The organism is Paenibacillus sp. IHBB 3054, assembly GCF_051594305.1.
GTDB lineage: Bacteria > Bacillota > Bacilli > Paenibacillales > Paenibacillaceae > Paenibacillus_AQ.
In genome coordinates this window covers 53441-68140 of sequence record NZ_JBOFBG010000025.1, presented here as the reverse complement: position 1 = coordinate 68140, position 14700 = coordinate 53441, and the positions used below count along the sequence as shown (strand labels likewise).

Sequence of the window (14700 nt, the reverse complement as noted above, 5' to 3'; positions counted from 1 at the left end):
CAAAACATAAGCATATGCTTCCGTAGCAAGTTTTGCACGAAGTACATCAATGAAGCAGAGTGCTAACAAAACTTTGAGGAGGGCTGAATATGGATCACAGCGAGGAATTGCAACAGGCCGGCTACCGATTACTCCATCAGCTCCATGACGATATTCAGCATTTCTCCGCCGAAGAGCTGTCACGCGAAGCCATTGTACGCCGGGGTCGGGAGATTAGCAGCAAGGAAAGCGCACCCGCGATCCAGGAACATCTGGCAACCTTGACTGAAGTGATCGAGGCTTATTTGGCGGGGAGAGCGGCTGAGGATGCGCTGGAGTACTATTTATTGCGCCAATTTCATATTGAATTGAATACGATTGAGGGACTGCTTACGCAGCTTGCCAGACTCAGCAGCGGAACCGGGGAAACAGAGAACCTGCTGCCTGAATCCGCCGATCCTGCTGTTTATCCGAAGGTCAGCGTCATTATCACTACTTATAATAGAAAAGACTTCCTGCATCAGGCGATTCAGAGCATTCTGCGGCAGGATTATCCCCATAAAGAAATTACCGTCATTGACGACTGTTCCAGCGATGGCACGGGCGAGATGATGCACACGAATTTTGGCGGTGACCCGCGTGTCATCCTCATGCAGAATGAAACCAACAGCGGGCCGGGGAATAACCGGCGTAAGGCTTTTGCCGCTCATGGAGACGGTGAATATATTCTGTTCCTCGATGATGACGACTATCTGATTGATTCCAGTTATTTAAGCAGAGCTGTGAATTTTCACCTGACGCATCCTGAGGTATCATTTGTGGCCGCAAACGTATTTCTGGAATACTCCAAAAGCCGGAAGCTCACGATCTCCAGCCTGCAGCTGGCCAGCATTACCGGCAAAAAAGATTATTTCATGAATTTCGAGCAGAAGGGTTATCCCAAACCTGCCTCTACACTAACCACAGTCTTCAAACGCGAAGCGCTGATGAGCATGGACATCCTGAACATGAACATGGTCAACGATGCCTCGATTTACCTGCGTGCCCTGCTGATCGGCGATGCCGGGTTCATCGATTGTTTGGCCGGGGTGTACCGGATTCATGGCAATAACATCACCTTTCATCTCAGCCAGTCGTTCCTGATCGAGAACCTGGAGGAGAAGCGGCTTATCCGCAATATGGCGATTGAACGCTACGGCTACAACAAGCAGGAAATGAACGAGTGGTTCAACCACAATGTGTATGACACGATCTCTTACTACCTGATGAATTCGGCCAAAAGTCATACCGACTTTAAGTTCATGTATAGCTGGGCCAGCAGCCATTCCCCAAAGGCTTACAGCCAGCTGAAGCGCCAGTTCCGCACCAAGCTGATGAAAAAGCAGCTGTTGCGGGTATCCTTCGTTCGCTCGCTGCTCAACCGGTAACTTCGACTGCGCCCATACTAATGTAGTAACCAGACACCTCACAGGGTGTCTTTTTTTCGTGTAACCAATACCCTGTATAATGACAAAAGCAAACTATTGCAAGACAAAAAACAGCACCCTCCTTCATCGGGAGGATGCCATTTGAACCTTGTTACGCTTGCTTTATCAGTTGATCTAGCAGCTTAACCGCTGCGCCAAGCTCTGTTTTGGGGATACTGCCATAGCGGTCACCGATATGCATCTCAAAAAAACAGGAGGTTTCCCCTGTTTCCCTCAGCGATGCAGTCAGCCCCACTCCGGTTTGCTCATACACTGTAACCAGTATCGGCTCAAGCTGCTCCTTGGCCATGGCAAAATGGACATGGAACATGTTCGAGACCGGCTGCTGCGGAAGCGTGGACACCTTATGGCAGCCGCCCAACAAAGCAGCAAGCTCCTTGGCCTCCTCATAGTATTGTCCCATCTTGCCGGCTCTCTGCCGGTAATAATAGCGGGCCGGGACAATGTACGGGTAGAGGCTGACCAAGTCGCCGCCATGCCGCCGTTTCCAGATCTTCGATTCCTCTGTAAACTCCCTGCTGCCCGCGAGAATGGCACCGGCGATGCCGCCAATCCCTTTATAGAAGGAGATATATACGCTGTCAAACAGACTGCATACCTCAGCCGCCGTCTTCCCGTAATACGGCAGCACCTCAAACAATCTCGCGCCATCGAGATGCAGGATAATGCCCTGCCCGCGGCAATAGGCGGAAATGGCTTCAAGCTCGGCATACTCGGGCAGCTGGCCGCCGATTTCGCGCTGCGGCAGCTCCAGCAGCAGACAAGCAATATCTCTTCCGATGTTCTTCACATCATCCAGTGTAATTAAGCTGTCCTTATCCGCAAGAAGCAGCGGCTCGATATGATGCAGCTCTTTAAGCCCGTCCTGCTCATGAATCTCCAGATGGCATAAAGGATGATACGCTACCGTCTTCATCCCTTTGCGGTCGCACCAGATTCTAAGCGCAATTTGCTGGGCCATGGTTCCGCTGGGGAAAAAGACCGCCGTCTCCTTCCCGAGAACTTCCGCCATTTCGGCCTGGAAATCCTCGATCAGCCTGCCCCCTCCGTAAATATCGCTGTCCGTCTGTCCATCCACTCCGGCAAAGGCCTCTTTCAATACTTCAATGTCGCGTTTCCCGTGTCCGGCCAACTTCACAGCCGTGGCGTTAAAGGCTTCAAGCAGTGATTTTGTCTCACTCATCCCGGTAAATTCTCCCTTCATTTATGCCAGCATCTGCATCAAATATCTTAAATTATATCATTTCAGGCCAAAACTCCTGAATTTTTTGAATGTTCACGTTTTATTCCCCGTACCGAGGTGAAATAAATTGACCGCTGTGCTACAATATTGAAATTGCAAAGGCAATCGCTTAGGGAGGTTTATTAAAACACCATGCTTATTATTGGTATCGCCGGCGGGACCGGTTCCGGCAAAACGACAGTAGCTCGCTCCGTCATTGACCGTCTGGGAACAGACAAAGTGACGTTCATATCTCAGGATAACTACTATAAAGACCATTCTTACCTCAGCATGGCTGAGCGCGGAGCAATCAATTACGATCATCCGCTGGCCTTCGATACGGAACTGCTGATTGAGCATCTGGATTGTCTGAAAGCCGGACAAGCTGCGTACGCTCCTGTGTATGACTTCACAGTTCATGCCCGCTCCACTGACAAGACGGTTGAGCTTGCGCCCAACAACATTGTTATTCTCGAAGGGCTGCATGTGCTTTCCGATGAGAAGCTGCGGGAACAGCTGAACATCAAGGTATTTGTGGATACAGACCCGGATGTGCGTATTCTCCGCCGGGTGCTGCGGGATATTGAAGAACGCGGCCGGACCATCCGTTCCATCCACACGCAATATCTGACGACGGTAAAGCCAATGCATGAGGCGTTTATCGAGCCCTCCAAGAAATACGCCGACCTCATCATCCCTGAAGGTGGACAGAATCAGGTTGGCATCGAGTTGTTGTCCGTATTGACCGAGAAATATCTTTCGGGCGATGAGCAGTGGAACGGAAACACGCGGTAAACAAGTGGAAACGGCTTCGCCGTCCTCAACAGGACGGTATCCGTTTCGGCGAGAAATAGAATTTTGAAATGATACGTAACAGGTACCGTCCTTTTTATAAGGAGGGTACCTGTTTTTTTGAAGTAATATCAGTAATCCATGGAATAAAAGCTCCACTTTGGCAGTGGATTCTAGTCAGGAAAGCAAATCGGCATCAAACAAACCCCGCCCAATTCACACTACTGAGTTATATAACCTTACACTTGTATGAAATATTCATGTTTTTTTCAGCAATAAAATATAAAAAACTATACCGAATGTTATTTTATTTAACTGGTAGCGCTTTATTCAATAAAATAAGGGTTGATTATTTCCGGTTCATCCACTATGATAATGTCATCAGGTGGATTTAAAAGTTAAAGCGGTTAAACTTTATAAATAATAAATACAGTTATATTGCCTTTTTACGACATTTATTTACGGCAAAAGTTAAAGCGCTTATACTTTTAGGATCGAAAGGTTGGTGTGTCCGTGATTAAGAGTGAGAGCAGGCGTCGGACGTTCTACATGTATCTGTTTATTTCGCCCTGGCTTATCGGTTTCCTGGTCTTCGCGCTGTACCCCATCATGTCATCGCTTTACTACAGCTTCACCGATTACGACATTATTCACCCTCCCAGGTTCATCGGCCTGGCCAACTACACTGAAATGTTTCACAATGATCTGTTCTGGAAGTCGGTAACGGTCACGCTTAGATACACCTTTATCAGTGTTCCGGTACAGATGCTGCTGGCTCTCGGCTTTGCGCTGCTGCTGCACCAGACGATTCCCCTGCGGGGCTTCTTCCGGACAGCAATGTATTTTCCCAGCATGGTATCAGGCGTCGCGATGTCTCTACTCTGGTACTGGATCTTCAATCCACAGATCGGCCTCTTCAACTACATGCTCTCCTGGTTTGGCATTCACGGCCCGGCCTGGCTGATGAGTCCGGACACCGCACTGTATGCCCTGATCATCATGTCCTTCTGGACAGCCGGATCCGGTATGATTCTCTTCCTTGCGGGGCTGCAGGGCGTGCCGTCCAGCCTAATTGAAGCCGCCAGACTGGACGGTGCGGGACGCTTTAGAATTTTCAAGAACATTACGCTGCCGATGATCTCTCCCGTACTGCTTTTCCAGCTGATTATGGGCCTGATCGACTCCTTCCAGGTCTTTACCCAAGCGTTCGTCATGACGCAAGGCGGTCCCAATTATTCCACGTGGTTCTATGTTTACAATCTGTACAACACCGCCTTTAAGGAATACCGGGCAGGGTACTCGTCAGCTCTGGCTTGGGTGCTACTGATCGTCGTTCTGGTGTTCACGGCCATCATTATGAAGCTGTCAAACCGTTATGTTCATTACGAAGGAGGGGAACGCCGATGAGTACCGTCAAGGCTACCAGCCCCCGGGTGCCAACTTCCCATTCCCGGCGGAAGGCGGATCCCGTAAAGATCGCCAGCTTCATTACCTTGCTGATTACAACCTTCCTTATGCTGCTTCCGCTCTTCTTCATGGTCTCGACCTCCCTGAAATCGAAGCGGGAAATGCTGAAATTTCCGCCGACCTTTCTCCCGGAGAGCTGGGCCTGGAGCAATTACACGGAGATTTTTGATACGCTGCAGTTCGGCACACTGTATAAGAACAGCTTGATCATCGCCGGACTCACCGTCATTGGCACCCTGCTCTCCTCGGCACTGGTGGCCTACGGCTTCGCCAGATACAGAGGCCGGGGCAACCAGCTCTGGTTCGCCCTGCTGCTGAGCACGATGATGCTGCCCTACCCGGCGATCATGATCCCGCAGTTCGTGCTCTTCTCCAAAATGAACTGGATCGACACCTTCCTGCCGCTGGTCGTGCCTGCATTCTTCGGTTCCGCCTACAACATCTTCCTCTTGCGGCAATTCTTCTCTACGCTGCCCGAGGAGCTGTTCGACGCCGGACGGATCGACGGCTGCGGCGAACTGAAGATGTGGCGTACCATTGCGCTGCCGCTGTCCGCACCGGCACTGGCGACCGTCGCCATCTTCGCTTTTATTTACAGCTGGAATGATCTGCTCACACCGGTACTCTACTTAAGCTCCTCGGACAAATTCACACTGCCGGTCGGCATGGCCTCGCTCACCTCGTCGCGGTTCCGCATCCCGCCTTGGCATCTGCTGATGGTCGCCTCCGTGCTGGCTATGGTTCCAATCGTCACCCTGTTCGCGGTGGCCCAGAAGCAGTTCGTGGAAGGCATAGTACTGACAGGCATCAAGTAATCTCCGCTGTACTCTTGGCGGCCAAATATACTTGAAATGATGGAGGGATTCGCTCATGAAAAGGAACAGTACAAGGAAGTCATTCGCCCTGCTGCTTGCAGCGTCCATGGCCTTGATGGTGATGCTGTCAGGCTGCGGAGGAGGCAAGTCGGCAGGCAATGTGGCCCCGGGAAACAAAAACACCGGAGACTCCGGCGGTTCAGAGAAACAAGTGACCATTACCCATTACACGATTGATTCGGAAGACCGCACCTTTATCGAGAAGCTGATTCCCGATTTCGAGAAGGAGCACCCGAACATCAAGGTCAAGGTAGAGAAAGCGCCGTATGAGCAGTTTGACAGCAAGCTCCAGACGCTGATTGCCGGAGGCAAATCTCCCGATGTCACCAGCCACTACGGCTACGGCGGGTTCGCGGAATATTACAACAAAGACATGCTGCTTGATCTGACCGACCTGATCGCGGAGGAAGGCTTCAAAGCCGGAGATTACCACATACCGGATAACCTGATGAAGATCTACACCGTAAACAACCGTACCTACGGCATCCCGGTCAATATGTATGTCACCCTGATGCTCTATAACAAAGATATGTTCGATGCTGCGAAGCTGTCCTATCCGCCAAGCGACTATGAAGATAAGAGCTGGACGTTTGAAAAGATGGTTGAGGAAGCAAAAAAAATGACGCTCGTCTCCGACGATATCGCTAAAACACAATACGGTGTCGACTTTACCTGGGCCGAGCGGGATATGCGGCCGCTGTATTTTGGGGCGGAGCCTTACTCCGAGGACACCTGGACCAATGGCGGCGTTCCTTCCGAAACTCATTTCGATTCTCCGGAGGTTATTGCCGCATACCAAAAGCTGTTCGATCTGATCTTCAAGGATAAAGTCTCGCCGAACTCCGAGTGGAGCAAAAGCGTAGCCGGCCAGAACGGCGATCCATTCGTCGCAGGCAAAATCGGCATGTCGATCGGCGGCTCGTGGAACCTCGCGGGAGCCAATGATTTCCCGTTCAACATCGGCGTGGCCGCAGTGCCATGGGGCGGCAATGACAAGGTGCGCAGCACCCTGTTCGTCGACCCGCTGATGATTCTGAAGGACTCCAAACATCCGAAGGAAGCTTTTGAATGGATTAAATTCCTGCTGACGACTGAAGTTCAGGAGAAATCGATTGAGCTGAGCGGCGGCAACCCGCCTGTGAACACCGAAGCAGCAGAAGCCTACTACAAACATTTTGACGGCATTGATCCCGCGGATGTGAAGAAGGTATACGAAGGCGCTGTTAAATATGGCTATGAATCCTACAACCACCTCATCACTAAATATTCGCAGATCAATGATATGTTCATCAATGAGCTGCAGCCTGTCGAGACCGGACACAAAACCCTTGAAGAGGTGATGCCGGTCATTCAGAAGAAAGTTACCGAAATTATTAAGAGATAAGACGTTTAGCGGATAGTCCGTAAGCCTTGTATACTGGAGATAGAATATAGCTTCGGAAAATCCGCCGCAAGGAGCGCTAGCGATGAAAGTAAGTATTTTTGATGTAGCCAAAAAATCGGGATTGTCCGTTGTCACCGTCTCCCGGGTGCTGAATGGCGCCGGGACGGTGCGGGAGAATAACCGCCAGAAGGTGCTGGATGCAATCAAGGAGCTGGATTATCGGCCCAATGCGGCTGCGCGCAGCCTTGCCAGCGGCAAGACCGGGATTATCGGCCTTATCGTAACGACACTGCAGGATTCCTTCTTTGATGCCGTGGTCAAGGAGCTGAATGACGTGCTTGCCCTGCACGGCTACTACCTGGCCATCTCCATCTCGACAGGCATCGACTTCAATGAAAACCACTATCTGATTCAGGAGGACCGGGTAGATGGCCTGATTCTGCTCTCCCCGATGGAAGAAGACAATTATATTGTGGAATTGAAACGGCGGGGAATCCCCTATGTGCTGATTGATAATCAGCAGGAGGGGAATGACGCCTATTCCATCACCATTGATAACTTCAAGGGCGGCTATGCGGCGGGCAGCCATCTGCTCGGGCTTGGCCATACCTCCATCGCCCATCTCTGCGGCCATGAGATGTTCCGCAGCACACGGGAGCGGCGCGGCGGCTTCCTGCAGGCCCTGCAGGAGAAAGGGCTGGAGCCGTTTGAGATTGTCCATGGCGATTTCGATATCGGCATGGGCTATGACACCGGCAAACGCTGGCTGCAGGCGGGCAAGCTGCCCACGGCTGTATTTGCCGGGGATGACAATATCGCGCTGGGGTTGATCAACGCGCTGATGGAGGCCGGCATCTCTGTGCCGGAAGAGGTGGCCATCGTCGGATATGACGACCACTATATCGCCTCACAGCTGCGCCCGCATCTGACAACTTTGCGCCAGCCGGCAGATAAAATCGGGCTTGCCGCCGCCGATATGCTGCTCAGACGCATCAACGGAAATATGAAACGCGGTGCTAACATCCGGATTGATCCGGAGCTGATTGTACGTGACTCCACCACTTCCAGGTAGAACCGCACCTGCAATCTTTCCACCTGCGGACTTTCGAAGCCAGTTTTGTACGAAGAGATTCAGAGAAGTGATGCTCACGAAACTAAGCAAATGCTTTCGAAGCCAGTTTTGTATGAAGAGATTCAGAGAAGTGATGCTCACAAAACTTTAGGAGTGACGACCATTGACTTACTACTTGGGGATCGATGGGGGAGGAAGCAAAACCTATGCCCTGCTCTGCGATGAGCACGGCAATGTGCTTGGCAAGGGCAGGAGCGGCAACGGCAATCACCAGATTAGCGCTACGGAAGCCGCTGCGAGCATTCGCGAAGCCTCCTTCGCCGCACTGGCGGAAGCCGGGCTGCAGTTAGGCGATATCAAGCATGCTTATCTCGGGCTTGCCGGCGCCGACCGGAAGACGGATTATGATATCCTCCACCCGATGATACGCGGGATCGGATTTACAAATTATACACTCAGCGGCGACCCGATGATTGGACTAAGGGCGGGTACAGGCCGGCCTTACGGGGTCGCCCTGATCTGCGGCACAGGCACCAACGCCGCCGGACGCAATCCGCAGGGCCAGCATTATCAATGCGGCGGCTTCGATTACATGTACGGCGACTTCGGCGGCGGCGGCTCGCTGAATATCGAAGTGTTCCGCACCGTTATCCGCGCCTGGGACGGCCGGGAATCCCCCACCCTTCTGACTGCGCCGCTGCTGAAGCTGCTCGGCTATCAGCGGGTGGATGATATGTACAATGACTTTCTTGATCACGGCAAGCATGTGCCACTTGACGCTGCCCGCCTGTTGTTCCCGGCGGCTGCCGAAGGAGATGCTGCGGCGCTAGCGATTCTGCAGCACCAAGGCATGGAGCTGGGCAAAGCTGCCGCAGCAGTCATTCACAAGCTGGGCATGGAGAATGACATCTTCGACGTAGTGCTTGTCGGAAGCCTGCTCACCCGGGGCGACCGCGGCTGGATCCGTGGACCTATCAGCCAGGCCGTACAAGAAGCGGCTCCACTTGCCGCTGTGGTCACCTTATCCACCGAGCCTGTGGTCGGTGCTGTCTGGTCAGCCCTGGAAAGGGACGGCCTCACCATTACCAGCGATATTTATGAGAAGATGCGTGTGTTTCAGGATTTCGAACTTATCCCCATCACAACAGGACAGGAGTGATTTATCTTGACAGCTAAGCAAGGACTGAAAATTGCCGTTATCGGCGGAGGCTCTTCGTATACGCCGGAACTGGTAGAAGGATTCATTCTGCATTACAAGGAGCTCCCGGTCCGCGAGCTCTGGCTCGTGGATATTGAACAAGGACAACGCAAGCTGAACATTGTCGGCAGTCTGGCTAAACGCATGGTCGAAAAGTCCGGCCTGCCGATTGAAGTCCACCTCACCACCGACCGTCGCAAAGCCATAGAAGGCGCGGACTTCGTCAGTACACAAATCCGCGTCGGTATGCTGGATGCCCGGGGACGCGACGAATCCATCCCGCTGAAATACGGCGTCATCGGCCAGGAAACGACCGGCCCCGGCGGAATGCTGAAAGCGCTGCGCACGATCCCCGTCATCCTGGACATCTGCCGGGATATCGAAGAGCTAGCGCCTGACGCCTGGCTGCTGAATTTTACCAACCCGGCAGGAATGGTGACCGAAGCCGTACTGAGATATTCGAACGTGAAGAGCATCGGCCTCTGCAATGCCCCCATCGGGCTGATCAAGGAGGTATCGGCCAAATATAACGCCGCACCTGACCGGATCTATGCCGAATTTGTCGGCCTGAATCATCTGCACTGGATCACCCGCATTGATGTCGAAGGCGAAGACAAGCTGGATGACATGCTGGCCGACACTGCCGGCTACAGTGCAAAGAATGTGCCCGCACGGGAGTGGAATCCCGAGTTCCTGCAATCGCTGCGCGCCGTGCCCTCATATTATCTGAAATATTTCTATATGACCGATGCGATGCTTGAAGAGCAGCAGAAATCGTTCAAGGAAGGCGGAAACCGCGCCGAAGTGGTAAAGCGTGTGGAAGAAGAGCTGTTTGAGATCTACAGCAATCTGGAGCTGAAGGAGAAGCCGAAGCAGCTGGAGCAGCGCGGCGGATCCTTTTATTCCGAGGCGGCGGTGAACCTGATGCGTTCGCTGCACAACGGCACCAATGACATCCAGACCCTTAATGTCGCTAACCGCGGTATCTTTGACTTTCTTCCGGAGGATGCCAGTATCGAGGTCAACTGTGTCGTGACCAAGACCGGACCGCTGCCGCTGCCGCTGACCAGAATTCCGCAGATGGCCAAAGGGCTCATCCATGCCGTCAAAACCTACGAGCAGCTTGCAATTGATGCCGCCGTAAGCGGTGACCGCAGCCTGGCTATTCAAGCGATGGCTCACCATCCGCTGGTCCCTTCGGTCGAGGTAGCTATCGCTATGCTTGATGAAATGCTGGAAGCGAATAAGGAGTATCTGCCCAACTTCTTCCCATCCGCAGCGGTTCCCGCTCCGGCGCAATAAGCAACTACTCCCCTAACTCAGAAGAGACTGCTCCGCCCGCGTATGATGCAGCGGATGAGGCAGTCTCTCATTTTTTTCAGGATGGAAGCAGGGTTTCAATGTCTATCTAGATGACCCGGTGCTTCACCCACTTCTCTCCAAGGAAACGCCGCAGGAAGATGAAGCCCCGCACGCCCCACTCACAGTTCATCGCCAGCCATACCCCGACTATGCCCATATTAAGTACGATACCCAGAACATATCCCAACACTACGCGGAACAGCCACATGGACAGCATCGACACCATGGAGGTGAATTTCGAGTCTCCTGCCGCTCTAAGCGCCGAAGGCGTAATGAAGCTGACCGACCACAGCGGGATCTGAGCCAGCGAATTAATCAGAAAGACAAGGAAGATATCCCCGACAATCTCGGCGGGTGGATGAAACAGCGACACCAGCGGATGGAAAAACGGAAAAATAAGCAAGGCCATCAGGACAAAGGATGCCGAAGACAACCAGAGAAACGATTTGACGAATTTCCGGGCGTCTTTTACATTCCTGCTGCCCATACATTGACCTACCACCGTAATGAGCGTCAGAGACAAGGCATTGGCGGGAATCTGCATGACCCCGGCCAGGGTAGATGAGATGGCATTCGTAGCAATCGCATAGGTGCCCAGGCTGACAATGAAAATCTGGGTCAGAATCTTACCCCCGTTAAAAAACATCTGCTCTGCGGCAAACGGCAGGCCGATCGACAGGATTCTTTTGAGCATCGTCCAGTTCAAGGCCAGCAGATCGCGGATCTTCACATGCAGGCTGCTGTCCAGCCGGAACAGATAGACCAGCGCGCAGACGGCCGCCAAATATCTGGATATATTAATCGCAACGGTCATGCCGAATACACCCATATGCAGTCCGTTGATAAATACAAAGTTCAGCAGCACATAGACCAGGTTCATAATCAGTGAAAGTACCAGCGACGCCCTCGTCCTTCCGATTCCGCGCAGGGCGCCGCATACGGCTTCTACAACAGCAATGCCCAAATAGGACAAGCTGCTCCCGATCAGGTACGTTCTCGCATTGTCCATAACCTCCGGCGAAGCTGCACCGAACAGTACATTCAGCAGCGGACCGTGAAATACAATCCCGAACAGACCGATGAAAAAGGCCATCATAGATACGGAGGATACCGCACCTGCAGTGGCCTTGGAGACCATAAGCTCGTTACCGCTCCCCTTATACTGGGCGACAACAACCGTCCCCCCTGTTGAGACTGCGATAAATACACTGATCAGAAAAATATTAAGCGAGTCTATCATATTCACAGCGCTGATCGCCGCCACACCGGACGAGCTGATCATCGCTGTATTCACTAGATTCAGACCAACTACAAATGCCTGATCGACCAGAAGAGGAATAAATAGCGAGATTATCTGGCGATAGTCAATGGATTCTCCGGAAAAATGCTTGTCGAGAAACAGGCGGCCCTGTTTCACCTTTACCTTTGGCTCTAGCATAACTTCACTTCTTTATATTAGAATTTGGGCCTCGTAATTCTAACATATGAAGGGCAGAAGTCAAGAAAGCTGTCGATTCTTGCAACTGTTATCCTCTTATCATAGAAGGAGAGAGAGTAAGGGTGAACGTCTTATCGAACGGGGTCATCCTGAAGTGAATTTTCCTTCCTGTCCAAAAATGAAGGACAGCAAAAAATATATTCAATCACCGCGTATGTCCACAGTCACTACAATAGCGAGCTGTCTCTGGAGTTCATCTCCAGGGAGTTCTATATCAGTCCCTATTATTTATCGCACCAGTTCAAATTGGTCACCGGTTTTACACTGACCGAATATATCCAGATGACCCGGGTCCGCAATGCCCAGCAATTGCTGATCATCACCCGGCAGAAGATTTCCGACATCGCCGAGCAGTGCGGATTCAATAGCTTTTCCCAGTTCAACCGTGTATTCAATAAGCTTAGCGGCATGTCTCCGTCTGCGTTCCGTAAGCATCAGGCCTCGTCCAGTCCAAGCTCAACCCTGTTGTCCTACTAAGATGAGTGAAGCTCATTTTAGCCGCTGAACTCAATGAAAAAAAGCTCCTGAGCTGTCCGTAGGGACAATTCAGAAGCTTTCTTTCTCGGTATGCGGTCAAGAGGACTCGAACCTCCACGATATTGCTACCACTGGCACCTGAAGCCAGCGCGTCTGCCAATTCCGCCATGACCGCAAAGTAATGTTTATTGCAGTGCAGGAATTAATATATCATGAATTTAACAGGAGGGCAAGTTAATTTTTATTTAGCATTTAAATTCTCCAATGAAAGGCCTGCCGTTTAAGACTAATATCATAGGTATACCGCTTTCATAGCTATATATTATTACTAACGGTTTCCCATCCGGTCTTCATTTATTCCTCGCGGACTGGATAGCAGAATGAAGGAGGTGTCCAAGTGAATAGCCAGCGATTATGTGATAAAGAGGTTGTTCCTACGGAAGAACAGATCTATTCGTTTATTGGCGCAGAGGCCAAGCAAGCATGGATCGAACTCAGCCGCTTTGCCGAACAAAATTACGATCACCAGCCAGAACTCAATTTTGGCGGAAAAAATTATGGCTGGAATGTGAGATACCGCAGGAGCGGGAAGACACTTTTTACTATGTTTCCGGAGAAAGAGGGCTTTACCGTTCTGCTTGTACTCGGGAAAAAGGAGATCGAAGCGTATACGGGCAAGATGGAAGAGTTCGGGGCATATTTCAAGTCGGTGTATGAAGCTGCTGCTCAATTCCACGATGGCCGATGGCTATGGATTAAAGTGCATTCTATAGATGAACTTAAGGATATTGAGCAAATGATCCTGATCAAGAAAAAACCCAAGAAGCGGGGGTGATTGGATGAACTGGAGAATTAAAGAGCGGCTGCAATTCGGAAAAGAACGGAAGCTTATCGACGGCTACTGCCACTTTGGCTTTCATAATCCACAGGGTACCCGGTATATTCTAGACCATGATACACACTGGGTTGGGGAAATCGCGACGGATACGAATACTCTGAACTGGACGGCCGGTAATCAGATCGTCAGAGAGCATGTTAGGCATATCTATGCGGATATCCTCAACCCTACTTATATTACCTTTCCGGATAAGGAGACCGTTATCGTCGCCAGCAGCGGAAATAACAAAGTGTTCGCAATTACCCCTACTTCGGGACAGGTTCAACTGTTGATTGACGGAGCGGCGTGGGGTCTAAAAGACTTGGGGAATTGTGAGTACGATCCTTCCGGGTTCTTGTGGATTAACGAAGTCACTGGCTGCCGGGTCCGTAAATTCGATCTGCATGGAACCTTAATCGCTACGCTCGGTAATGGAGAAGCGGGGTTTCAAGCGGATAAGGTATCTTTTGAACAGGTGCAGTTTAACTGGATTTATGACTTAAGACGAGGGGCGGATGGAAACCTGTATGTGCTGGACAGTAAAAACTACTGTGTACGCAAAATTGACCCCGTTAATGAAGAAGTCACGGTGATTGCGGGAACGGGCAGCGGCGGTTACACCGGAGATGGGGGATCTGCGCTCCAGGCTACCTTCGGTTCAAGCAGCGGAGAACATTTTGACGGGCCATGGTCACTATCTCTCGACGAAGCCTCCAATCTGTATATCGGGGACACACAAAATCATGTCGTCCGCAGAGTTGACCATAGCTCCGGGATCATCACCACTATTGCCGGAACCCCGCACATCGCTTCTCCAGCGGAGCATGCTCTGGATACGTCCGATCCCTTCAGCCTTCAGCTGCCGAGAATATGCAGCCTCGATTATTATGACGGCCAGCTGTTTGTTCCTGAATGGGACGGGGAGCTGATTGTTCTGGAAAAATGTCCATGACGGTCCGGCTCAACTGCCGGTTGGAAAACACCGCCCCTCTCCCCTCCTTGAATCCATG

Annotated in this window: 13 protein-coding genes and 1 tRNA gene; 11 read left to right on the top strand and 3 right to left on the bottom strand. The window is 51.6% G+C overall.

From position 1 onward, the window contains the following. Positions 1 to 89 precede the first annotated feature (89 nt). Entirely contained in the window at positions 90 to 1406 is a 1317-nt protein-coding gene (locus ACQ76X_RS23425; protein WP_438496150.1) for a glycosyltransferase family 2 protein, read from the top strand. 151 nt (positions 1407 to 1557) lie between these two features. Here the strand turns inward: ACQ76X_RS23425 and ACQ76X_RS23420 are convergent, their stop codons facing one another. Further along, positions 1558 to 2649 (bottom strand): threonine aldolase family protein, encoded by a 1092-nt coding sequence (locus ACQ76X_RS23420; RefSeq protein WP_438496149.1) that lies wholly within the window; start codon positions 2647 to 2649, stop codon positions 1558 to 1560. Between the two features lie 192 nt (positions 2650 to 2841). On the opposite strand from ACQ76X_RS23420, the gene udk reads away from it, so the two are divergent. The 7 genes from udk to ACQ76X_RS23385 all read left to right on the top strand — a co-directional run bounded on the left by udk (position 2842) and on the right by ACQ76X_RS23385 (position 10778). Further along, positions 2842 to 3483, top strand: coding sequence for a uridine kinase (gene udk, locus ACQ76X_RS23415; RefSeq protein WP_038584819.1), 642 nt, complete (start codon positions 2842 to 2844; stop codon positions 3481 to 3483). 546 nt (positions 3484 to 4029) lie between these two features. Then, on the top strand, positions 4030 to 4887 hold the full coding sequence (locus tag ACQ76X_RS23410; protein ID WP_340895418.1) for a carbohydrate ABC transporter permease: 858 nt from the start codon (positions 4030 to 4032) through the stop codon (positions 4885 to 4887). Next, positions 4884 to 5762, top strand: coding sequence for a carbohydrate ABC transporter permease (locus tag ACQ76X_RS23405; RefSeq protein ID WP_038584816.1), 879 nt, complete (start codon positions 4884 to 4886; stop codon positions 5760 to 5762). Before ACQ76X_RS23410 ends, ACQ76X_RS23405 begins: the two co-directional genes overlap by 4 nt. A 55-nt stretch (positions 5763 to 5817) precedes the next feature. Continuing rightward, positions 5818 to 7206, top strand: a complete 1389-nt coding sequence (locus ACQ76X_RS23400) for an ABC transporter substrate-binding protein (protein WP_438496148.1) — start codon at positions 5818 to 5820, stop codon at positions 7204 to 7206. 82 nt (positions 7207 to 7288) lie between these two features. Continuing rightward, a complete protein-coding gene (locus ACQ76X_RS23395; protein WP_438496147.1) occupies positions 7289 to 8278 on the top strand; it encodes a LacI family DNA-binding transcriptional regulator in 990 nt (329 codons plus the stop codon). 163 nt (positions 8279 to 8441) lie between these two features. Next, entirely contained in the window at positions 8442 to 9437 is a 996-nt protein-coding gene (locus ACQ76X_RS23390) for an N-acetylglucosamine kinase (protein ID WP_438496146.1), read from the top strand. 6 nt (positions 9438 to 9443) lie between these two features. Beyond that, entirely contained in the window at positions 9444 to 10778 is a 1335-nt protein-coding gene (locus tag ACQ76X_RS23385) for a 6-phospho-beta-glucosidase (protein ID WP_438496145.1), read from the top strand. A gap of 106 nt (positions 10779 to 10884) precedes the next feature. Here the strand turns inward: ACQ76X_RS23385 and ACQ76X_RS23380 are convergent, their stop codons facing one another. Next, complete coding sequence (locus tag ACQ76X_RS23380) at positions 10885 to 12276, bottom strand: MATE family efflux transporter (protein WP_438496144.1); 1392 nt, start codon at positions 12274 to 12276, stop codon at positions 10885 to 10887. Positions 12277 to 12444: 168 nt separating this feature from the next. Here ACQ76X_RS23380 and ACQ76X_RS23375 point away from each other — a divergent pair, with 168 nt between their 5' ends. Further along, the gene (locus ACQ76X_RS23375; protein WP_438496172.1) at positions 12445 to 12813 is read left to right on the top strand and encodes a helix-turn-helix transcriptional regulator; all 369 of its coding nucleotides are present in this window, start codon (positions 12445 to 12447) and stop codon (positions 12811 to 12813) included. A gap of 91 nt (positions 12814 to 12904) precedes the next feature. Here the strand turns inward: ACQ76X_RS23375 and ACQ76X_RS23370 are convergent. Then, a tRNA-Leu gene (locus tag ACQ76X_RS23370) sits at positions 12905 to 12988 on the bottom strand. A 222-nt stretch (positions 12989 to 13210) separates the two neighbouring features. Here ACQ76X_RS23370 and ACQ76X_RS23365 point away from each other — a divergent pair. Together ACQ76X_RS23365 and ACQ76X_RS23360 are read left to right on the top strand one after the other, a co-directional pair. Continuing rightward, positions 13211 to 13648 (top strand): DUF3788 domain-containing protein, encoded by a 438-nt coding sequence (locus tag ACQ76X_RS23365; RefSeq protein ID WP_438496143.1) that lies wholly within the window; start codon positions 13211 to 13213, stop codon positions 13646 to 13648. 4 nt (positions 13649 to 13652) lie between these two features. Then, complete coding sequence (locus ACQ76X_RS23360; protein WP_438496142.1) at positions 13653 to 14642, top strand: hypothetical protein; 990 nt, start codon at positions 13653 to 13655, stop codon at positions 14640 to 14642. Positions 14643 to 14700 lie beyond the last annotated feature (58 nt).